The organism is Acidobacteriota bacterium (assembly GCA_039028635.1).
GTDB lineage: Bacteria > Acidobacteriota > Thermoanaerobaculia > Multivoradales > JBCCEF01 > JBCCEF01.
In genome coordinates, this window is the sequence record JBCCHV010000042.1 from 31,680 (window position 1) to 53,100 (window position 21,421).

The following is a 21,421-nucleotide window of genomic DNA, read 5'->3' on the forward strand; positions in this document are numbered from 1 at the left end:
CCGGCGATCCGGGGGAAGCGATCCGGCCTCACACGAAGGTGCGGAGCGGTTCCTCGAGGGTGTGGGGCAGTAGATTGAGATTGCGCAGCACCAACCCGTAGGGCGCGAAGTGCAGCTCCGTGGAGCTGATGTTCGGCACCATCCAGCTCAGCTCGAGAACCTTCTCATCGTGCAGCTCGAGGACATGGCCGGCGGCGGCGGCGACGGCGCCGGCCGAGGTGAAAGCGACGACCTTCTCGTCCGGTTGGTGGTTGGCGCCGAGGTCGGTCAGCACGGTCGCCACCCGGCGACGAAACTCCGTCCACGATTCGAGATGGGGCGGTGCCTCCGCCAGCTCGCCGCGCACCCAGCGCCGGGTGAGCTTGCGAAAGATGCGGAAGTAGAGCTCGATCCGGCGTTCCGGATGGCGCTCGAGCTCGTCATGCCAGGCCGCGATCTCGGCGTCGTGCTGGGCCACCTGCGGCGCCGCTTCCCGGACCACCTCCATCGCCTGATGCTCTGAGAGGGCCGGCAGCTCCTGAACCTCGGGCCAGGGCCGGCCGCGGCGCGCGAAGACTTCGGCGACCGCCCGCTCCGTTTGGCGCTGGCGCCGCAGCGGACCGGCATAGACCGCACTGGGCTCGAAGCCCTGCTCGATCCAGGCTTCGCCGAGGGCCTGGCCCTGGCGAGCGCCGAGGTCCGAGAGGTGATCGTAGTCGTCCGAGTTGGCGGAAGCCTGACCGTGGCGGATGAGGAGTAGGCGGCTCATGGCGAGGGCACAAGATACCCGAGATGGGGGAACTGGTCGAGGCTCTGGCGCGAAATCTCCTCACCCGCTTCGAGAGCGTCGAGGGAGCGGGCGAGGGCGATGGCGACCGGGGCCTCGGGATAGTGCCGCTCGAAGGCCGCCAGATGGCGTCGCGCCAGGTCCAGGGACTCCCGCTGCCCGGCGGCGGCGCGGCGCCAGGCCAGCTCGGCGGCGGCCAACGGCAGACGCGGATCCTGGAGAGCCAGCTCGGAGGCGCGATCGAGAGATTTCTGGGCTCGTTGCCAGAGCTCTGCCGGATCTTGCCCCGCCTTCTGCCGGCGCCGGCTCTCCACCAAGGCCATGCGGACGCTCTCGAGGAGGGCCGTGTCGGGAGAGCCACTGAGCTCGCGGGCCCGCTCCAGGTCACGCTCGGCGGCGGTCCTCCAACCCCGGGAGAGCCCCTTCTGCTGGAGGTCGCGAATGGCCGCCAGGCGAGCCAGCTTGGCGCGCAGCTCGTAGCCCTGGCTGAGCTCCGCGGCGATGACGAGGAGTGCGGCGGTCGCGCTGCGGGCCCGGTCATAATGCGCCGCCGTCGCCTGACCGCTACTCAGGGCTTCGCGAAAGCTCAAGAGCTCGAGCTCGGCGTCGGCACTCGCTTCGAAGGCCGCTGTTCCGCCGATCTCGCGGGCGGTATCGAGAACCTGGCGGACACTCGCCAGCCGGGAGGCGATGGCCTCGCCGCGTAAGAATGAGTACTCAGCCGCCGCCAGCTGTACGCCGGCGAAGTGGATGTAGGCATGGGAGAAGTGGGCGCCGAGATTCTCCATCGATGCCAGGGCTTGTCGAGCGTCGGCAACGGAGCCCTGGGGATCGATGCCGCGGGTCACCTGCCAGCGAGCCCGCCTCTGGAAGGCATTGATCATGTTGCCGTAGACGGCGGCGTAACCCGGATCGAGGCGCACGGCGTCGCGGTAGGAGGCGATCGAGGCCACCAGGGTGGGCAGCGGATCTTCTCCCCGCTGGCTGAGGATCTCGCCGAGCTTCGAGAGGCTGTTGCCGAGGGAGTTGGCGATGCTCGAGTCGTTCGGGGCGAGTGCTTTGGCCTCGCGGTAGGAGTTCACCATCGGCTCTGCGAGGTGATCCACCGGCAGTCCGTAGAACAGACCACGATCGACCTCGACAGAGTAGACGTGGCCCAAGATCTTCCAGGCTTGGGCGTTCTCCGGTGCTCTCTCGAGGGCCTCGCGCGCCACGGCCTCGGCGCGGCGGAGCACCGGCCCCGGATCGACGATGTCGCCCTCCCATTCCCCCTGCCGGAGGAGCAGGTCGGCGGTGGCGACGCGTGCCGCGACGTGCTCCGGGTCGAGCTGGAGGACCGTTCGGCAGGCGGCCAGACCGCGACTCAAGGTCGGCTCGAGGGTGGCGTCCGCCGGGCCCGAGTAGAGATCCAGCACGATGCGTTCGAGATGGTTCTGGCACAGGCCGAGATGGCCCCGGGGCTCGCTGCGGGCGGCCTCGGCGGCGGTCTCCAGAGCGCTGCGGGCACGGTCGTAGGCGGCGACCGCCTGCGGGTAGCTGCCGCTGAGCTGGAAGGCCTTGGCGCGGGCGCCGTGCACCCGCCCGCGAAGCAGGTGCCATTCGTATTCCCGGGGGCTCTCGACCGCCTCGCGATCGGCGATCTCGAGGGTGCGGTCCCAGCGGTCTTCGTAGAAGGCGATCAGCGCCTCGGCGTAGTCGCTCGAAGCCAGGGGACCGCTGTAGAGGTCCCTCGAGGAACCCTGGGCGAGGTCTTGGCGGCCTTGCTCTAGGAAGGCGACCGAGGGATCCCGCAGCTCGCGATGGAGCTCCTCGAGCTGGCGCTGCTTCTCTTCCGGATTGCGAATCCGCGCCACCCGTTCGCGCTCCTGCCGGTAGACCTCGAAGCTGGCCAGGCCGATGGCGGAGGCCACTTGCGGTGGCCGATAGCCACTTTCCCAGGCGTTCGAAAGGTGGTGCCGGGCGCGCTCGAAGTCGCCGAGGGCGAGATGCACCCGGCCAAGGGCGTACTCTCCCGGTCCGCGGCCGACGGTGCGCAGGCTGGTCATGCGTTCGGCGAGGGCGTCGGTGCGGGCTCGGACCTTGGCGAGGGCCGGCTGTAGATCGTGTACCGGCGCCATGTGCTCGAGGCGCAGGAAGGCCTCAATCTCCGCCGCTTCGCGACTGAACTGCTGGGCGATCTCACCCTGCTGACGGGCCTGGCCTCGCTGGTAGAGCCAGCCGCCGAAGGCGGCGAGGGCGAGCAGCGCGGCCAAGGCCGCCGACAGCCGCCGTCGCCGGCGTTTGGCCTGGCGCTCCGGTTTGGCCAGCAGGTGCCGAATGCGCCGCAGGGCTTGCTTGGCGCTCGGGCGGCCTTCCGGCTGGGGATCTTGAAGCTGGCGCAGGAGAGCGGCGAGATCGGGCGCGAGGCCGGGCGTCGGCAAGGTGTCTCCCTGGCGCACTCGCTCGAGGAGGTCATCCCGCGACAGGCTCGGATAGGCCCGCTGGTCGGTGAGCAGCTCCTGCAGCACGAGGCCGAAGGAGTAGAGGTCGCTGGCCAGCGAAATGTCCTCGCGCCGGGCCTGCTCGGGGCTCATATAGGTGACCGTCCCGGCGGTCGAATCGGGCCGGGTACGGAAGGTCTCCGGCAGGCCGGCGCCGGCGCCGAGATCGACCGGGACGGCGCGCAGGGTGGCGTCCGGATCGTCGGACGCCGGTGCTGCCAGCAGGCGGCTTTCCGGGGCCTCCGGTCGCGCGCCGTCGCTGGCCGAGCGGGCGATACCGAAGTCGAGGACCTTCACCTGGCCGTCGGCCGTGATCATGATGTTGTCCGGCTTGAGATCGCGGTGCACGATCTGCTCGGCATGGGCCGCCGCCATCGCCTGGCACACCGCCTCCGCCAGGCGTAGCTTGGCCTCGAGGGACAGCGAGGAGGTGTCGTGCTGGCGCAGCGTTTCGCCCTCGATCAGCTCGAGCACCAGGACGTCCTGGTCGCCGTCCGAGAGCAGGTCGTAGACCTGGCAGATATTGGGGTGGTTGAGGCGCGACAGGATGCGAGCCTCGCGCAGAAAGCGGGCCCGGGCTTCGCTCGAGAAGGCGAAAGCGGTGTGCAGCATCTTGACCGCCACCGGGCGCTGCAGCTTCTCGTCGAAGCCGCGGTAGACGGCTCCCATGCCGCCTTCTCCCAGCAGCGCGTCGATGCGGATATTGCCGATCCGCCGACCCAGCGGGCTCATCGACCGTCGGCTGTCATGGCGGCCGCTCCCTCACGAGATGAAGTCAATCCTCCACAAGACCGGGCCATTTTATCCGCCGGAGCGGGGCGGCTGGGATCACGCCTTGGCTATGTACTGAGCCGCATCAAGTCGTCGGAGGGCACGATCTCGCGCCGCAGCCGCCGCATGGCGCGCAGCCAGCGATCGTAGTCGGCGGCCTTGTGGCGCATGTAGTCGGCCACCTGCGGGTGCGGCAGGATGAGGAAGCGCTCTTCCTCGAGGCCGGCGACGACGGCGTCGGCCACTGCCTCTGGCTCGATGACGCCGTCGTAGCTGGCGGCGCGGATCGGAATCTCGTGCAGGGACTGGGTCAGCAGGTTGGTGCGCACCCCCTGGGGGCAGAGCACCGACACACCGATGCCCTGCTCACCGTGGGTGATCGCCAGGTTCTCGGCGAAGCCGATGGCGGCATGCTTGGTGGTGCCGTAGGCGGCATCGCCGATCTGGTTGAGGAGCCCTGCCGCCGAAACCGTGTTGAGGAGCCAGCCAGCGCCGCGGCGAATCATCCCCGGCAGCACGGCGCGGGCGCCCCAGACGTGGGACATGACGTTGACCCGCCAGATCTTGTCCCACTGGTCGTTGGTCTGCGAGGTCGACATCCAACCGGGGGCGTCGGAGTAGCCGAAGCCGGCGTTCGAGCACAGCAGGTCGATCGGGCCCAGCTCCGCCTCGGTGGTGGCGACGGCTTGGCGCAGGCTGTCCTCTTCGGTGACGTCGGTGGACAGAGCGAGGCCGGAGATGCCCTCGGCGACCGCTTGCGCCGCGTCGCCATCGAGATCCGCCACCGCGACTTGCGCGCCTTCGCGATGGAAGCGCTCCGCCAGTGCCCGGCCGATGCCGTGGGCGCCGCCGGTGATCAGCACCACCTTGCCGTCTACCCGCAAATGTCACCTCCAGCCCGCTGACGGTCGGTCACGAGCCGCCGCCGAGGTCGAGGCCGCGGGCCTTGGCGGCGGTGGTGAGCTGATGCTGCGTCTGGTCGAAGCCCGCCTTGTGCACCAGCTGACCTTCCTGCGCGGTGATCTCGTCCCAGCGCGCTGCGACCGCCTCCGGCGACCAATCCTGCGGCTCGATGTGGACGCCGCGGGATTCGAACAGCGTGGTGGTGGAGTAGACCCCGGCGCCGGCACACAGCACGGTGCGATTGGGCGCTGCTTCACCGACCAGCACCAGCAGGCCGGCGGTGACCGCGGCGGGATCGAGCAGGGCGAGAATCTCCGGCCCCATCAGGTCCTCAGTCATGCGGGTGGCGGCGCAGGGCGCCAGGCAGTTGACCCGAATGTCGTACTTCTTGCCCTCCTGCACCAGCGTGTTCATCAAACCCACCAGGGCGAGCTTGGCGGCGCCGTAGTTGGCCTGGCCGAAGTTGCCGTAGAGGCCGGTCGAGGAGGTGGTCATGGCGATGCGGCCGTAGCCGCGCTCGCGCATGCCGGGCCACGCCGCCTTGGTGCAGTGGACGCTGCCCATCAGGTGGACATCGACCACCATCCGGAAGTCCTCCAGGGTCATCTTCTGGAAGCTCTTGTCGCGCAGGATGCCGGCGTTGTTGACCAGCACGTCGACCCGGCCCCAGCGCTCCTCGGCCTCCCGCACCATCGCCTCGACCTGCTCGACATCGGTGACGTCGGCACCGTTGGCGAGGGCATCCCCACCCTGCGAGCGGATCTCTTCGACCACTTCCTGGGCCGCCGTGCTCGAAGCGCCGGTGCCGTCCCGGGCTCCGCCGAGGTCGTTGACCACCACTTTGGCGCCGCGGGCGGCGAGGCCGAGGGCATGGGAGCGGCCGAGGCCGTTGCCGGCTCCGGTGACGATGGCGACGCGATCATCGAATCGATGGCTCATGGATCTCGAATCTCCTCAGGCGAGGATGAAAAGGGCCAGGGTTTCGGCGAGCAGGGCGGGCTTGTCCTCGCCCTTGATCTCGACCTGGACTTCGGTGGTGATCAGCAGGTGACCGGCGCGCTTCTCGACGACCGAAGCGATCTTCGAATGCAGCCGAACCTCGCTGCCGGCTTTCACCGGCTGCAGGAAGCGCACCTTGTTGAGGCCGTAGTTGATGCCCATCTGGGTGTTCTCCGGCCACACCGAGGTCTCCTCGGCGAGGTGGGGGAGCAGTGACAGGGTGAGGAAGCCGTGGGCGATGGTGGAGCCGAATGGGGTCTGCGCGGCGCGCTCCGGATCGACATGGATGAACTGGTGATCGTCGGTGGCGTCGGCGAACAGGTTGATGCGCTCCTGGTTCACCTTCACCCAGGCCGAGGTCTCCAGTGGTTGGCCCGCCATCTGCAGCAGCTCGTCCTTCGGTACCAGCTTGGGCATGGTCACTTTCTCCTAGTCGAACAGTCGGTCGATGCGGCCGCGATCGATCGCCTGCAGCGCCGTCTGGGCGCAGGCTTCGACGGCTCGGTCGAGATGGGCGAAACGGGGATCCTGGGTGTGTCCCTGGCGGTAACGGGCATAGATCTGCTGCACGATGACGGCGATCTTGAACAGGCCGTAGACGTAGTGGAAAACGGCGTTGCCGGGGTCTCGGCCGCTGGCCCGGGCGTAGGCCTCGGCGATCTCCCGGCGCTGCGGATTGCCGGGCAAAGTGGTCGGGCTCAAGGCCAGGGCGCGCAGTGCCGGCGGATCGTCCGGGTCGACCCAGTAGCCGAGGGTGGTGCCGAGGTCGAAGAGCGGATCTCCCAGGGTGGCCATCTCCCAGTCGAGAACGGCGATCACCTGGCTCGGGTCTTCCGGCGCCAGCACCAAATTGTCGTACTTGAAGTCGTTGTGGACCAGGGACGCCTCGCTGGCGGTTGGCAGCTCGTCGGCGAGCCAGCGAGCGGTTCGCTCCATGGCCGGCACGTCGTCGATGCGGGCCTTCTGCCAGCGCTTCGTCCAGCCCGCGACCTGGCGCTCGCCGTAGCCCTGCGGGCGACCCAGGTCGCCGAGACCGGCGGCGGCGAAGTCCACCCGATGCAGCTCGGCGAGGGTGTCGACGAAGGCTCCGGCGATCTTTCCCATGGTGGCGGAATCCGGGGCGTCGTCGGGCTCGAGGTGCGGGCGCAGAATGATCCCCTCGACCCGTTCCATGATGTAGAAGGGCGCGCCGAGCACCGTCTCGTCCTCACAGAACAACACCGGCCGAGGCACCTTGCCGTAGGTGGGGGCCAGGGCTTCGAGAATGCGGAACTCGCGGCCCATATCGTGGGCGGTCGCGATGCGCGCCCCGAAGGGTGGTCGGCGCAGCACCCACTGGTGCGCACCGGCGCGCAGTAGATAGGTGAGATTCGAGAACCCGCTGGGGAACTGCTCGACCTCGAGAGGGCCTGCGGAAAGCTCGGGGATACGGCTCTCGAGGTAGCTGGTGAGGCGGTCGAGCTCGAGCTCTTCACCGGGGCGAATCGGGGCAGAGCGATCACGGGTCGGCGCAGCCATGGGCGAGGAGTCTACCGCGAACGTTGGGCCCCGGAGCCGGGCGCTCTGAACCGGCCTTGGCGCCGCCATCGTCCACTCCAGTACCATGGCCGCTCCGGGGGAATTTGCCCCCTCCGTCGAGGAGAAAAGGGATGGATTTCGAGATCAAGGCCGAAACCCGCGAGCGCCTGGCGCGCATCGACGAGTTCGTGGAGCAGGAGCTGTTTCCCCTCGAAGAGAGGTTTCTCTCGCAGCCCTTCGCGGAGCTGCTGCCGGCGGTCGAAGAGAAGCGGCGCCAGGTGAAGGAACTGGGCCTGTGGGCGCCGGGGCATCCGCGCGAGCACGGTGGCCTCGGCCTCGGGCTGGTCGAGCTCGGCCTGATCTCCGAAGCACTCGGCCGTTCACCGCTCGGCCACTTCACCTTCGGCTGTCACGCTCCGGACGCCGGCAACATCGAGATCCTGCACCAGTACGGCTCCGAGGCCCAGAAAGAGCAGTATCTCGACGACCTGATCGCCGGCCGCAAGCGGAGCTGCTTCTCGATGACCGAGCCCGACATGCCGGGCTCGAATCCCGTCCTGCTCGAAACCTCCGCCGTTCGCGATGGTGACGAATGGGTGATCAACGGCCGCAAGTGGTACACCACCGCCGCCGACGGTGCCGACCTCGCGGTCGTCATGGCAGTCACTGATCCCGACCAGCCACGGCACCGGCGCGCCAGCATGATCCTGGTGCCCGCCGACACCCCGGGCTTCGTCCACCTGCGCCGCCTGCCGGTGATGGGGGAAGAGGGCGACGGCTACTTCAGCCACTCGGAGATCCTCTACGAAAACTGCCGCGTGCCGGTGGACAACCTCCTCGGCCCGCAAGGCCAGGCCTTCGTCATCGCCCAGGAGCGCCTCGGCCCCGGACGCATCCACCACTGCATGCGCTGGCTAGGCATCTGCCGTCGAGCCTTCGACCTCCTCTGCTCCCGCGCCACCCAGCGCACCATCGCCGACGGCCAGACCCTCGCCGACCGCGAGCTCATCCAAGCCTGGATCGCCGAGCTCTACGGCGAAATCCGCGCCGCCCGACTGATCACTCTCCACACCGCCTGGCAAATCGAGCGCGAAGGCTGGCGGGCGGCGAGGGAAGACATCTCAATGATCAAATTCCAAGTGGCTGGCACCCTGCAGAAAGTGCTCGATCGAGCCCTGCAAGTGCATGGCGGACTCGGCATGGTGGACGACACGCCGATTGCCTGGTTTTTCCGGCACGAGCGGGCGGCGCGAATCTATGACGGGCCGGATGAGGTTCATAAGTTGTCGCTGGCGAGAAGAATATTGCGGGGGTGGCGGTAGGAGGCGGGGGAACGATTTGGGTCTCGACCGGTTAGGAGAGCGGGCCGCGGGTGAGAGTCTCTTCAATCTCAGGGTACTCGGCTATTTGCCGCTCTACGTTTGCCCGGAGATGATGGGGCGTCGGGCGGCCCTCGCAGAAAAAATCCTTGTCAGTCGGCCAATACGCCGCCCGGAAGACAGGCGGTTGTCTGCCTACTCGACAATGGATTGTGTCGTCTAGGCGATCCTTGTCCTTTTGCAAACTCCTGGAGCACGCCGAGATGTCACGTCTGGCCAATCGCCTCAACGGCACGGGTGTCCAATTAGCAGGAAACGAGGCGACACAGAGGCAATCCGCCGCCTATTGGACAATCGCCACCGTCGTTGACCCGGGAGACCGCGGAATTGTAGACTTCAGGGATTAAGCGAATAACTAGGGAGGTCTCTGCGTGACTTGGGCTCCTGCTGTCGTCTAGGCAGATGGCGGGCTGAGGGATTCAGTCTAAGGTTAGCTGCCAAAGGTGTAGAGAATGAGTAAGCCGCGAGTTTTCATAGGTTCTTCGGTTGAAGGTGTAAGAATTGCGGAAGCAGTATTCGCATGCTTGAGACATTCCACAGTGCCTACGCTCTGGAGCCATGGCCTCTTTCGGCCTGGCAGATACCCACTGCAAGAACTAGAAAGGCAATTGAAGCGGCACTCATTCGCGGTGCTGGTAGCGTCGGCCGATGACAAACTCTTCAAGCGAGGGGAGGAAGGGGCGGCCATGAGGGACAATCTGCTCGTTGAGTTCGGGATGTTCACTGGAGGAATCGGTAGCAGGCAAGTCTTCTTCGTTTGTCCCAGTGAGCCAGCGCTCGTACTTCCGTCTGACCTGGCCGGAATCATCCATGCGAAATATGACGCTGAACGAGTGCAGGGAGACGCGTCGGAGATCGCAGCGGCCGTCCAAGTTCCGTGTCTACAGATTCGCGATGTGGTCGAGGAAGAGTGGAGCAGGATTGAGAGAGATCGGGAGTCGGCACGGACAGCAGTCCTGAAGTCCAAGCGGGGCAAGGCGCTTGCGCGCCTTCATGGCGCTGCTGTGCAACTGCGAGATGCGCTTATGGCAGTACAACGCGACGCATTTGCTGCTTTCTCGGATGAGGCCGCCTTTAGAGAAGTGAAGACTTCCGCGGCCCACCGAGTGAAAGAGATCTCGGCTTCCTTTTCGGACGACGCTGAGCTGATAGAAGTCCAACAAGAGTTGGACCTGTTGACGGAGAAGACAGCCGCTGCTCTTGCAGACTTGCCCTTTCCACGGGAGCTTGGACTTGGCAAGGATGCAGCGCGAGCGAAAGCGCTCGACGTAGGGGCTGGAGCTCTTTCAGTCTGGTTGTCTGGAGGTGATGCGGTTGGACATGTGAGCCGGGCTGCTTCGTCTGAAGCGGGCGGGCGCGTTGAGAGCTTGAAACAAAGATTTACGGAGTGGTGGGAGCAGCACTCTCCGCCTCTCCAGGCAGCAACTAGGGAGCTTCAAGACGCGCTCTTCAGGTCGGCGATGAGCTTGCCCTCTGAAGGTGTCGACCCCCTCTCCGAGGTTCCACCCACTTGTCGCATGCCCTAGCCGTTGTCGCTGATCTGCCAGCGGCGAATCTTCTTCAGGAAGCTTTACCCCGGTCTCTTCAGAGTCCATGAGCGATCCTGGACCTCTCTTGGTTCGTTCAACCTGCCTTCAAAGGTGACCTCGTTCGTTGCTTTTCGGCAGTCAGGGCACGATGAGCTGCCCCCCTCCAAAGAGGTTCCACCCACTTGTTGTAGGCCCTAGGCGTTTTCGCCCTCAGCGGCGCGCGATTCTCCTTTTGGAGGCTCTTCCTCAGCCTGTTCAAGCGCCTTGATCGATCCTCGAGTCCTGGTTGTCAGGGCAAACTGCCCTTAACGGTGAATTCTTTGGGCGCTTTCCGGCATTCGAGGCACGATGAGCTGCCCTGATTTGGGCTCAGGGATGTAGGAACTGGGGGTGGCGGTTTGGGGTTTTCCTTCTGGGAGGCCCTAGGGCCGCATTGGAACGAAGGGCATTGGGGGCGGAAAGCAGCCCTCGGGAAATTGGACGTTACGGTGCCCTTGCTTGAGATGTCGAGCAGCACTTCGGTAGGCGAGGAGGAAGGCTCTGTACGCTTCAGTGAGGGCGCGTCGAGCTTCTCGAGCGAAGCAGTGGAATTGCGGCGCCGGCGATCTCTTGGAGTGAGCAGGTTGTTTGTGAGGGTGCTGTCGAAGAATCTGTTGAACGCCGAGAGGCGAGCTCTGGGCTGCCTGGTTTCTTACCCGGCAATCGTTCTCTATCTGAGCTAGGAGCGCTTGGACTCGTTCTCGGAGCACTGGCTCGGAAAGATGGGCCCAGCAGGGAATGGGCTCCAGCGTGAGAACTTCCGCTTCTGCAAAGTTGGACTCCGGAGACTCGATGCCTCGGGCTCGGTACTTTCGGGTGCGGTCGATCCATAACCCTTCGAGGGACTCTCCTAGGGTGAGGGCGTTGGCCGAGTGGATGCCTGGCCAATCCTGGGGCCTCGCGACAAGGCCTTCCTTGACTCCATGGGCGAGGAGGTAGCGCAGACGGTCGACCTGCGCTTCGGGTTCTTGGCTTACGAGGGTGGCTCGATACCTTCGGCCCCAGAAGCGCTCACGCCACTGGTGGAGGCGACCTGCTTCCTTGGCGAGATTCCCGTTGATGAAGTTCATGAAAGAGGCCAGCTGCCAGGCGTTCTCGACGGAGAGAAGCAGGTGGTAGTGGTTCGACAGGATCACGATGGCGTGAATCGAGACGTCGTAGCGCCTCTGGGCCCGGGCAATGACACCGATCGCCAAGGCGTTGAGTTTCTCGCTGGGACGGAGGAGGAAGCGGCCCTGGATCGTGCGGGTGGTCACCAGGAACAGGCCTCCGCCGGGCGGGACATAGAGAATGGGTCTCGGCACGCCTAGGAGGACGTGAAGTGGGTCGCTCAACCTCCCGGCGGTGAGCGCCGAACGGTTCGTTCTGCGATTTAAACGACAGAAAAGAATGAACTTACCAAGTGGCTGGCACCAGTAGGTTGCAGAAATGAACTTACCAAGTGGCTGGCACCAGTAGGTTGGGCTTGAGACTTTTTGAGATTCGATTAGCATTATCATGCTGATCTCGGTGACACCCATGGAACTGGGTGGGAGCCTCGAGTTACATCGAGTCCACGCAAGCTCTCTGCGCCGAGGCCTAGCTCTGACGGCGTGATCCCACCTTGAGATTTCTCATCTTCGAACCAGCGACCCTCTTTCGATCGTTGCCCACCGGGAGGACGTGCCCATGAAATCCCGTCTCAGCCGACGAGAGGTGCTTACCTCGGCGCTCGCATTTGCTTGGTCCGCTCAGGCTGGCGCCATCGACTTCCAGAAGCTCCCTGTCGGGGATATCGCCGATCGGGTGGATCCTTGGATCGAGCTCATTCCTGAGGCCTACCAGCGGAATATCGCTGCGATTACGGCGCGAGCCGGGGGCCGGCCGGTGATCGCGGTGCTCAAGAACAACGCCTATGGCCTCGGGGTGACCGAGGTCGCTTCGATTCTCGAACAGGTCGAAGGGGTCTGGGGCTTCGCCTTGGTCCAGGCCGAGGATGCCCTGTCGCTGCGAGCGGCAGGAATCCGCAAGCCGATCCTTCTCATGGCCCGTCACGCAACGGGCGAGGGCGAACCGTTGGCCCGCGCCTCGGTGACGCTGTCGGCCTTCGACGATGATGATCCGGAGCGACTTGACCGCCTCGCTCGCTCCCTGGGTCGACCGGTGGGAGTTCACCTCTACGTCGACACCGGCCTCGGCAGGATGGGGCGCTTCCACACCCGGCTCGGCTCTTGGCTGGATTCTCTTGCCGAGGCGGCGCGGATCGAGGGAGCGTTCACCATGCTCACCTCGGACAAGAGCTTCGCCGGCGAGCAGCTGCGACGGTTTCGAGAGGTACGCACGGCTCTCAGTCGCAGGGGGCTCGCGGACGGTCTGTTCCACGCGGCCTCCTCGGCGCCGCTCCTCCATGAGCCGGCCGCTCGTCTCGATGCGGTTCGCCCGGGCATCCTCCTGCACGGCTCGCCGCCCGGTGCGGAGCCCGACGAATCTCGCCTGATCGATCTCGAGGTCGCCTTCCGCCTGTGTGCGCGGGTGGTGCGCCTCGAGCGTCTGCCGGCCGGTACGACGCTGGGATTCTCACGCTTCTACAAGATCGAGTCTCCGACCTGGATTGCGACCCTTCCCACGGGATGGGGGGACGGTTACCCGAGCGCCGCTGAGAACGGAGCCGTCGTCCTGGCGAAGGGGCGTTCCTTCAAGGTGGTCAACGTCAACAGTAACCACACCAATGTCCTGGTCGGTTCCGAGAAGAAGCTAGAGGTCGGCGATGCCGTCACCCTCGTCGGGCCCGATGATCCGGCGGTGACTCCGGAAGGCCTTGCCAAGAGCATCGGTGGACACAACTATCGCCAGATCGACTTGAAGGGTTACTTGCCGAAATTCATCCGATGAGACTTCTGCAACTCCTCGTCCTAGCTCTCGTCCTCACGCCCTCTCTCCTTGCGGCCGACCGGGTGCCGGTGGCCCCCGGCGTCGAGCTTCACTATGTCGAGGCCGGCGAGGGGGCACCGATGGTCTTCGTTCCCGGCTGGACCATGACCAGTGACCTGTTCCGCGCCCAGATCGAGGCCTTCTCCGATAACCATCGGGTCTTGAGCTTCGATCCCCGCAGCCATGGCAAGAGCACCAAGGTTGGTGAGGGCAACACCTACGCCCAGCACGGCCGTGACCTCGGAGCTCTACTCGACCAGCTCGGGCTCGACGAGGTCGTTCTGATCGGCTGGTCTTCGGGTTGCCACGACGTGCTCGCTTATGTGCGGGAGTACGGTGTCGCCAAACTGCGCGGCGTGGTTCTCGTCGATGAGCCGCCGAAAGCCGTTGGCGACCCCGAGGCGGAGTGGGTCTATGGAGACTTCGACGACTATCGCGGGACCCTGGAGTCTCTCCTTTATCGTCGGCGAGAGTCCGCCGAAGGACTGGCGCGCTGGATGACGGCTCGGGATCTCGAAGAGGAGGAGCTACGCTGGGTGGTGGATCAATCTCTCGCCACGCCAACCGAGGCGGCGCTCTCGCTGATGGTCGATACGATGCTGCTCGACTACACAGCCGAAGCGCGCTCCCTCGACGGCCGGGTGCCGGTGCTCTTCATGGTGCGGGAGGGCTGGGTCGACACCGCCCGGGCCTGGATCGAGAAGAGTATTCCGGCGGCGCAAGTGGAAGTCCTGAGCTCCCATGCGGAGCATTGGGAGCGGCCGCGAGAATTCAACCGCAAGCTCAGGAAGTTCCTCGACAGCATCGATCTCCCCTCCCAATGGGGTGGGGAAAGATCGTCCCGGAGCGGACCGCCACCGGCTCAGTCCGATTGACCTTGGCTGCCGTCTGGCGGCACACTGTGTCGGCAGGATTAGGTCGGGCCAGCGCTGTTGCCCGCCGGTTGACGCCCATCTGTTCGGCGGCGAGTTCATCTGCCGCATTCAACAAGGATTCTCATGGGAACAGTCCACTTGGTCTTCGGACCCCAAGGTGCCGGGAAGTCGACCTACGCGCGTCGGCTCTCCGACGAGACTCGAGCGGTCTACTTTTCGATCGACGACTGGATGCATCAGCTCTACGGTCCGGACCTCCCAAAGCCTCTCGACTTTTCCTGGATCATGGAGAGGGTTCGGAGGTCTGAGCAGCGCATCTGGGCGACGGCCTCCGAGGTTGCAGGGATCGGAAGCGACGTGGTGTTGGATCTCGGATTCATGAAGGTCGCGAATCGCAGTGAATTCGTAGATCTGGCTCGAGCCGCTGAGCTTCCGGTCCAGTTACATTTCATTGATGCGCCTCACGATATTCGCAGAAGCCGTGTTCTCGCTCGAAACTCCGCCAAGGGCGAGACTTTCTCTTTCGAGGTCACGCCTGCCATGTTCGACTTCATGGAAAGTCAGTTTCAACGGCCGACTCCTGCCGAGCTCTCGACTGCGACAGTGGTGAATTCGGAGTAGAGACTGCCGAGGGGCCGCTCTTCGAGAAGAAGCTTCAGTCGCCGGTCGATGCCTGCCAAGCAGTTGGCGTGTGTGAAGGGTAGGTAGCCAGCGAGAGGTCGGACTCTCGAGTCTGTATCGTCAAGAAAACAAGGCGTTTACCAAGTGGCTGGCGCCTGCTCTACTGAGAACCGGACTCTCGAGTCTGTATCGTCAAGAAAACAAGGCGTTTACCAAGTGGCTGGCACCTGCTCTATTGGGCACCTGCTCTATTGGCTTCATCGTCAAGAAAACAAGGCGTTTACCAAGTGGCTGGCACCTGCTCTACTCAACGCTCGCGAGAGCTTCGCGAGCCGATGGTGCCCCCTGGGGCGGGCGGTCCCAGGACTCCGGAAGGGTCGCGACCGCACGTTCTAGGTGGCCGCGGGCTTCGTCTTTACGCCCCTGGCCGAGGAGGGCGAGGCCGAGGGAGAGCTCGAGCTGACCGGCGGCGAGGCTGGTGGGGCCGACCGAGTCGAGGGCTTGGTCGAGGTTGCTGCGGGCGAGGCGCTCGGCGCGCTCGAAGCGCTGGTCGACGAGGGCGAGGGCGCTTTCCAGGTTAGCGACCTGAAGGCGATCGTGGATCTCGAGGGACTCGCGTTCGGATTGGCCGATGCCGTCGAAAATCTCCTCCGCGGTGGTCGTGTCGCCGCGCCTGAGGGCGAGGCTGGCGCGGGCCGCGAGACCCCGGAGTAAGAGCTTTCCGTCGCGACCTCGGGACCATTCGGCCCAGGTGTCGAGGAGTCGATCGGCGTCCTCGAGGCGATCGTTCTGGATCGCGTCTTCGGCCAGATAAAGGTGGCTGTAGGCTTGGGTCGAGGGGGCTTTGTCTTGCTGGCGGTCGGCCAGCGCCAGGGCTTGCTCCAAGAGCCGACGGCTGGCCGCGGCTCGGCCGGCGAGGCGCTCGGCCAAGGCCTGATGGTGAAGGCAGCTGATCACCGCGCGATGGGTCTCGGGGAAAATCCGCGCGGCCATGGCGTAGGCCGCTGCCGCCCGTTCGGCGGCGGCTTCCGGACGGCCGCTGTCGAGGGCGACGCGACTGAACCACATCCTCGTGAAAACGAGTTGGGGATGATCCGACTCGTAGGTGGCCTCCATCCGAGCGATGGCGTCCTCGAGGAACTGCTCGGCGCTGTCGAATCGCCCCTGGGCCGCTGCCAGGGCGCCGAGGTTGTAAAGGCTGGCGATCACTTCCGGGTGGTTTTCGCCGAGGGTCCGCCGGCGGTTCTCGATCACCTGGTCCATCAGCTCCTGGGCCATCTGCCAGTCCCCGAGATCGAAGAGCACGGTGCCGAGGGCTTCGGTGGCGCCCATGGTGCGGGGATGCTCCGGCCCGAGACGTTGCCGAGTGCGGTCGACGGCTTCTTCGATGACCTCCCGGGCGGCGGAGAACTCTTTGCGGTGGCGGTGGATGGTGCCGAGCTCGAGGAGAGCCGCTTCGAGGGTCGCGTCGTCACGGGGACGGAGGGCTCGCAACTCGGCGAGCGCTGCCTTCCCATGGCCTACCGCCAACTCGAGCTCGCCTTGGAGGCGTGCCGCCCGGGCGCGCAAAAGCCGACCTTGGGCTGCGTCCACGGAACGTCCTCCTTGTCCAGGTGGGCGTGCCCGTTCGGCGGCGGCGAGGGCCTCCTTGGCCGCCGCGACCTTGCCGACGCTGAGCTCCGCAGCCGCCACCTGGAGCAAGAACCCCTCCCGCTCGCTGCTCTCGCCTTCCGGAATCAGCTCGAGAGCGCGGTTCGCGAGCTGTCGTTGGCGATCGCGATGGCCCAGGTCGCCATAGATTCGCGCCAGCACGGCGAGTATTTCGAGGCGCATGGCCGGTTGCTCGGCGAGCTCGCGCTCGACCCGCTCGGCGCCGCGGTCGAGCATTTCGAGGGCGGTGACCGGCTGAGGTTCTCCCTCGAAGGGGTTGAAGCCCTCGAACAGGCTTTGCAGATAGCCGGTGACGGCTTCGGCGCGGATCTTTTCGCGCTGGGTCTTGCGTTGCTCCGTGAACAGAGCGCCGAGGAAGGTGAGGGCGAGGAGGGCCACCACCACGGCGGCGCCGACGGCCAAGCGATTTCGACGGAGGAACCGACCGCTACGGTATCGCCAGGTGCCGGAACGGGCCCGCACCGGTCGAGCGGCGCGAAAGCGCTCGAGGTCGTCGACCAGCGCAGCGACGGATTCGAATCGCGCCTCGGGCTCCTTGCGCAGGGCGCACAGCACAATGGCGTCGAGATCACCGCGCAGCCGTTTGCGCCGCTCTTCCGGAGCGACCTGGCTGGGGCGCGGTGGTTGGCGCTCGCAGACCATGGTGGAGACTTCTTGGTAGCTCTTGCCCTCGGCGGGGAAGGGCGAGAGGTCGGTGAGCAGCTCGTAAAGCAGGACGCCGAGGCCGAAGATATCGGCGGCGGTGGTGATCGGGCCGCCTTGGATCTGCTCCGGGCTGGCGTAGCCGGGCGTCAGGAAGCGCAGCTCGTGGGCGGTTTGGGTCGACGAGACATCCTCGAGCAGCTTGGCGGTGCCGAAGTCGAGGAGCTTGGGCTGACCGTCGCCGGTGACCAGGATGTTGCTCGGCTTGAGGTCGCGGTGGATGACCAACTGGCGGTGTGAGGACCGCACCGCGTCGCAGACCTCGAGGAAAAGCTCGAGGCGGGCCTCGAGGCCGAGGTTGCGGGAGGATACGAAGACATCGATCGGCACGCCCTCGATGTACTCCATCACCAGGTAGGGCCGGCCGTCCGCGGTGGCGCCGCCGTCCAGGAGCTTGGCGATGCCGGGATGATCGAGCTGGGCCAGGATTTGGCGCTCGCGGCGGAAGCGGGCGAGCAAGAAATCGGTGTCCATACCGCGCTTGATCACCTTGAGGGCGACCCGCTGGTCGTACTGGCCGTCGCTGCGTTCGGCGAGGTAAACGACGCCCATGCCACCGCGGCCGATGGGCTCGAGGAGGCGGTACTGGCCGACCTCGGCGTCGGCCGGCAGGGCAGGGTCGGTCGACAGCAGATCGATGGCGCGGTTGGCGGCGGAGCCATCGAGCCAGCCGGTGGGCGAGCCAGCCGAAGCCAGCAGTGATTCGACATCGGCGCGCAGGCTCGAGTCATCGCCGCAGGCTTCGTCGAGGAGCGCGGCGCGGCGTTGCGGCGGGCTCTCCCAAATCCGCTGAAAAATTCGATCGAGCTTCTGCCAGCGTTCTCTGTTGCTCATCCGTTCTCGCAGACCTTCGGCTCGGGCGGTGGAAAAAATGGTCGGGGCACCCCCCCGATGAGGGCGCCCCGACTGCCAGGATGACGGATCCGAAGATCCGACGTCAAAACATCGCACTCGATCTTCGTGCGGCGTGGGACCTCCGAGGTCCCTCCTCGGAAGAGGCCTCGAGACGGCTCAGAATCTCAGCGACAAATCCCGAGGATTTCGGTCATTGGACCGGGATTCCCTTGTCCTTAACGGCGGTCACGCGGCGTGGCGCGACCTTGGTTGCACACTTTAATAAAGGCGAAAATTTCCTCGCCAATGCCTCATGGTGGAGGCGAGATCGCCACCGGCGCCGATCGATGGCGCTGGATCTAGGGCTTGGCAGCGGTGAGCGGGCGAGAATGCCGGGCTTCGCGGGCCGCGACTTCGGCGAGAGCCTGGCGGGCGGAAGGTGTGCCTTGGGGTGGGCGGTCCCAGGTTTCGGGGAGGGCGGCGACAGCTTGCTGGAGGTGATCGCGAGCTTCCTCGAGGCGTTCCTGGCCGAGCAGAGCGAGGCCGAGGGAGAGCTCGATCTGGCCTGCCGCCAGAGACCTGGGACCAACCGTTTCGAGGGCCCGGTCGAGGTTGCGACGGGCGAGCTTCTCGGCCCGCTCGAAGCGATTCGAGGCGAGGGCGAGGGCGGTGGTGAGATTGTCCAGCAGGAGCAGATGGTAGATCTCGAGGGAATCGCGTTCAGCAGTGCTGATCCCACTCATCAGCTTCTCGGCAGCCTCGAGATCTCCTCGCTGGAGGGCGAGGCTGGTCTGGGCCGCAACGCCTTGGAGTCGGAGCTTGCTGATGCCGTCGTCGGCCCAGTGGGCCCAGCGCTCGAGGCTCTCTTGGGCGAGGTCGAGTCGTCGGTTCTGGAGCAGATCTTGGGCCAGGTAGAGGTGGCAGTAGGCATGGGTCGACGCGGCCTTGGTGATTTGCTCCTCGGCGAGCGCGAGAGCACGCTCGAGCAGGTCGCGACTCGCTGCCGCGCGGCCCGCGAGGCGCTCGGCGAGTCCCTCGAGATGGAGAGCGTTGACGATCACCGGGTGGGTTTCCGGAAAGAGCCGAGTCGCCATCGCTCCGGCCTCCGCGGCGCGCTGGCGAGCGATCTCCGGGTTCCCACGATGGAGCGCGGCACGGCCCAGCCAGAGCGTCGTGAAGACCATCTGTGGATGCTCACCTTCGTAGGTCGCGGTCATACGCTCGAGGGTTTCCGAGAGGAGCCGCTCGGCGGTATCGAAGCGGCCTTGGGCAGAGGCCATGGCCCCGAGGTTGTAGAGGCTGGCGATCACCTCCGGGTGGTTCTCGCCGAGAGTGCGGCGGCGGTTGGCGAGCACCTGGTCCATCAGCTCTTGGGCCCGCTGCGCCTCGCCGGTGTCGAAGAGCACGGTTCCGAGGGCTTCGGTGGCGACCATCGTGCGTGGATGCTCTGGGCCGAGTCGCCGGTGGATGCGGGCGACGGCTTCTTCGATGACCTCGCGAGCTGACCACTGCTCATCGCTCTGCAGCAACGTGGCGCCGAGCTCGAGCAGCGCCAATTCGAGGCTCGAGGGGTCCTGAGGGCGTAGCGAGCGCAGGGTCTCGAGGGCTTCCATACCGAGGCTCTTGGCTCCCAGGATGTCGCCTTCGAGGCGAGCGGCACGGGCCCTCAGCAAGAGGCCCTTGGCGAGCTGGAGAGGATTCTCTTTCGATTCAGATAGCCCGACCTGGTCGGCTTCTTCGAGGGCCGCCTTGGCCTCTGCGACATTGCCGACACTGAGCTCGGCCTCCGCCACCTGGTGCAGGAACCGCCCCCGCCCCGTGCTTTCGTCCGCCGGAATCAGCTCGAGGGCGCGGTGGGCGAGCTGCCGCTGCTGATCACGATGTCCGAGATCGCCGTAGATTTGCGCCAGGACGGCGAGCATTTCGAGATGCATGGCCGGTTGCTCGGCGAGCTCGAGCTCAATGCGCTGGACACCGCGATCGAGCATCTCGAGGGCAGTGACCGGCTGGGGTTCTCCCTGGAAGGGATTGAGGCCCTCGAACAGGCTCTGCAGGTAGCCGGTCACGGCCTCGGCCTTGGCCTTCTCGCGCTCGGTCTTGCGCTGCTCCGCGACCAGGGCTCCTAGGAAGGTGAGGATGAAGGAGGCCACGACGATGGTGGCCCCGACGGCCAGGCGATTGCGCCTGAGAAACCTCGCGGTGCGGTAGCGCCAGGTGCCGGAACGAGCCGCGACGGGCCGTGCTTGGCGGAAGCGCTCGAGGTCGTCGACCAGGGTGGCGACCGATTCGTAGCGAGCCTGTGGCTCCTTCCGGAGGGCGAACAGGGTGATGGCGTCGAGGTCGCCGCGCAGGCGCTTGCGTCGGCTCTCAGGAGCCACCTGGCTGGGCCGCGGCGGCTGCCGCTCGCAGACCATGGTGATGACTTCCTGGTAGCTCTTGCCCTCGGCCGGAAAAGGCGATCGATCGGTCAGCAGCCCGTAGAGCAGAACCCCGAGGCCGAAGACGTCGGTCGCGGTGGTGACCGGTCCGCCGCGGATCTGTTCCGGGCTGGCGTAGCCAGGAGTCAGGAAGCGAGTCTCCTGGTCGGTTTGGGTGGACGAGACGTCGGCGAGCAGCTTGGCCGTTCCGAAGTCGAGGAGCTTGGGCTGGCCGGCGCTGGTGACCAGGATGTTGCTCGGCTTGAGGTCGCGGTGAATGACCAACTGGCGGTGCGACGACCGCACCGCATCGCAGACCTCGAGAAAGAGCGCGAGGCGGGCCTCGAGGTCGAGGTCTCGGGAGGACACGAAGACGTCGATGGGAACGCCCTCGATGTACTCCATCACCAGGTAGGGGCGGCCGTCGGTGGTGGCGCCGCCATCGAGCAGCTTGGCGATGCCGGGATGATCGAGCTGGGCCAGGATCTGGCGCTCGCGGCGGAAGCGGGCGAGCAGGAGGTCGGTGTCCATGCCGCGCTTGATCACCTTGAGGGCGACCCGCTGGGCGTATTGGCCGTCGCTGCGTTCGGCGAGGTAGACGACTCCCATGCCACCTCGGCCGATGGGGGCGAGCAGGCGATACTGGCCGACTTCGGCGCCCACCGGCAAGGTGGGGTCGGTCGACAGCAGGTCGAGGGCGCGGCTGGCGGCGGTGCCGTCGAGCCAGCCGGTGGGCGAGCCGGCCGAATCGAGCAGCGATTCGACGTCGGCGCGCAGCCCTGAGTCGGCGCCGCAGGCCTCGTCGAGCACCTCTGCGCGTCGCTCCGGGGGACTCTCCCAGGCGCGCTGGAAGATTCGGTCGAGCTGCTGCCAGTACTCCGCTTTGCTCACGGAGCCAGTCCCTCCTCGGTATCGCACCGTTACGAAAAAAGAGTCGAGGCGCCCGGGGGGCCGGGCGCCACGACCGGGCGCCTGTCCCCCAACATTAGCACCCAAGACAGGGGGGG

General features: G+C 66.0%; 13 protein-coding genes. 5 read left to right on the forward strand and 8 right to left on the reverse strand.

The features are described 5' to 3' along the window. Positions 1-28: 28 nt before the first annotated feature. The 6 genes from AAF604_16665 to AAF604_16690 form a co-directional block, all read right to left on the reverse strand. Positions 29-748, reverse strand: a complete 720-nt coding sequence (locus AAF604_16665; protein ID MEM7051305.1) for a histidine phosphatase family protein — start codon at positions 746-748, stop codon at positions 29-31. Continuing rightward, positions 745-3,978: a protein kinase gene (locus AAF604_16670; GenBank protein ID MEM7051306.1), complete on the reverse strand. Its 3,234-nt coding sequence runs from the start codon at positions 3,976-3,978 to the stop codon at positions 745-747. The genes AAF604_16665 and AAF604_16670 overlap by 4 nt, the downstream gene beginning before the upstream one ends. Before the next feature lie 107 nt (positions 3,979-4,085). Further along, positions 4,086-4,901 (reverse strand): SDR family oxidoreductase, encoded by an 816-nt coding sequence (locus AAF604_16675; protein ID MEM7051307.1) that lies wholly within the window; start codon positions 4,899-4,901, stop codon positions 4,086-4,088. Between the two features lie 28 nt (positions 4,902-4,929). Next, positions 4,930-5,859 carry an SDR family NAD(P)-dependent oxidoreductase gene (locus tag AAF604_16680; protein MEM7051308.1) on the reverse strand — a complete coding sequence of 310 codons (930 nt, stop codon included), beginning with the start codon at positions 5,857-5,859 and terminating at the stop codon, positions 4,930-4,932. Between the two features lie 15 nt (positions 5,860-5,874). Next, positions 5,875-6,336, reverse strand: a complete 462-nt coding sequence (locus AAF604_16685; protein ID MEM7051309.1) for a MaoC family dehydratase — start codon at positions 6,334-6,336, stop codon at positions 5,875-5,877. A gap of 12 nt (positions 6,337-6,348) precedes the next feature. Then, the gene (locus tag AAF604_16690) at positions 6,349-7,437 is read right to left on the reverse strand and encodes a phosphotransferase family protein (GenBank protein ID MEM7051310.1); all 1,089 of its coding nucleotides are present in this window, start codon (positions 7,435-7,437) and stop codon (positions 6,349-6,351) included. A 131-nt stretch (positions 7,438-7,568) separates the two neighbouring features. Here AAF604_16690 and AAF604_16695 point away from each other — a divergent pair, with 131 nt between their 5' ends. From AAF604_16695 to AAF604_16715, 5 genes are all read left to right on the forward strand, one after another. Next, positions 7,569-8,759, forward strand: coding sequence for an acyl-CoA dehydrogenase family protein (locus tag AAF604_16695; GenBank protein MEM7051311.1), 1,191 nt, complete (start codon positions 7,569-7,571; stop codon positions 8,757-8,759). Positions 8,760-9,268: 509 nt separating this feature from the next. After that, the gene (locus AAF604_16700; protein ID MEM7051312.1) at positions 9,269-10,342 is read left to right on the forward strand and encodes a TIR domain-containing protein; all 1,074 of its coding nucleotides are present in this window, start codon (positions 9,269-9,271) and stop codon (positions 10,340-10,342) included. 1,710 nt (positions 10,343-12,052) lie between these two features. After that, positions 12,053-13,255: an alanine racemase gene (gene alr / locus AAF604_16705; protein ID MEM7051313.1), complete on the forward strand. Its 1,203-nt coding sequence runs from the start codon at positions 12,053-12,055 to the stop codon at positions 13,253-13,255. Further along, positions 13,252-14,169 carry an alpha/beta hydrolase gene (locus tag AAF604_16710; GenBank protein ID MEM7051314.1) on the forward strand — a complete coding sequence of 306 codons (918 nt, stop codon included), beginning with the start codon at positions 13,252-13,254 and terminating at the stop codon, positions 14,167-14,169. The genes alr and AAF604_16710 overlap by 4 nt, the downstream gene beginning before the upstream one ends. A gap of 123 nt (positions 14,170-14,292) precedes the next feature. Beyond that, a complete protein-coding gene (locus AAF604_16715; GenBank protein ID MEM7051315.1) occupies positions 14,293-14,790 on the forward strand; it encodes an ATP-binding protein in 498 nt (165 codons plus the stop codon). A 303-nt stretch (positions 14,791-15,093) separates the two neighbouring features. On the opposite strand, the gene AAF604_16720 is transcribed toward AAF604_16715, so the two are convergent. Beyond that, positions 15,094-17,997, reverse strand: a complete 2,904-nt coding sequence (locus AAF604_16720; GenBank protein MEM7051316.1) for a serine/threonine-protein kinase — start codon at positions 17,995-17,997, stop codon at positions 15,094-15,096. 359 nt (positions 17,998-18,356) lie between these two features. Next, positions 18,357-21,305 carry a protein kinase gene (locus tag AAF604_16725; GenBank protein MEM7051317.1) on the reverse strand — a complete coding sequence of 983 codons (2,949 nt, stop codon included), beginning with the start codon at positions 21,303-21,305 and terminating at the stop codon, positions 18,357-18,359. Positions 21,306-21,421: the final 116 nt, after the last annotated feature.

What these genes read in the sequence shown, in the direction of transcription:
- AAF604_16680 (MEM7051308.1), bottom strand. Translation starts at nt 5,859, where the DNA reads ATGAGCCATCGATTCGATGATCGCGTCGCCATCGTCACCGGAGCCGGC.
- alr (MEM7051313.1), top strand. Translation starts at nt 12,053, where the DNA reads ATGAAATCCCGTCTCAGCCGACGAGAGGTGCTTACCTCGGCGCTCGCA.
- AAF604_16690 (MEM7051310.1), bottom strand. Translation starts at nt 7,437, where the DNA reads ATGGCTGCGCCGACCCGTGATCGCTCTGCCCCGATTCGCCCCGGTGAA.
- AAF604_16665 (MEM7051305.1), bottom strand. Translation starts at nt 748, where the DNA reads ATGAGCCGCCTACTCCTCATCCGCCACGGTCAGGCTTCCGCCAACTCG.
- AAF604_16720 (MEM7051316.1), bottom strand. Translation starts at nt 17,997, where the DNA reads ATGAGCAACAGAGAACGCTGGCAGAAGCTCGATCGAATTTTTCAGCGG.
- AAF604_16710 (MEM7051314.1), top strand. Translation starts at nt 13,252, where the DNA reads ATGAGACTTCTGCAACTCCTCGTCCTAGCTCTCGTCCTCACGCCCTCT.
- AAF604_16715 (MEM7051315.1), top strand. Translation starts at nt 14,293, where the DNA reads ATGGGAACAGTCCACTTGGTCTTCGGACCCCAAGGTGCCGGGAAGTCG.
- AAF604_16685 (MEM7051309.1), bottom strand. Translation starts at nt 6,336, where the DNA reads ATGCCCAAGCTGGTACCGAAGGACGAGCTGCTGCAGATGGCGGGCCAA.
- AAF604_16695 (MEM7051311.1), top strand. Translation starts at nt 7,569, where the DNA reads ATGGATTTCGAGATCAAGGCCGAAACCCGCGAGCGCCTGGCGCGCATC.
- AAF604_16670 (MEM7051306.1), bottom strand. Translation starts at nt 3,978, where the DNA reads ATGAGCCCGCTGGGTCGGCGGATCGGCAATATCCGCATCGACGCGCTG.
- AAF604_16700 (MEM7051312.1), top strand. Translation starts at nt 9,269, where the DNA reads ATGAGTAAGCCGCGAGTTTTCATAGGTTCTTCGGTTGAAGGTGTAAGA.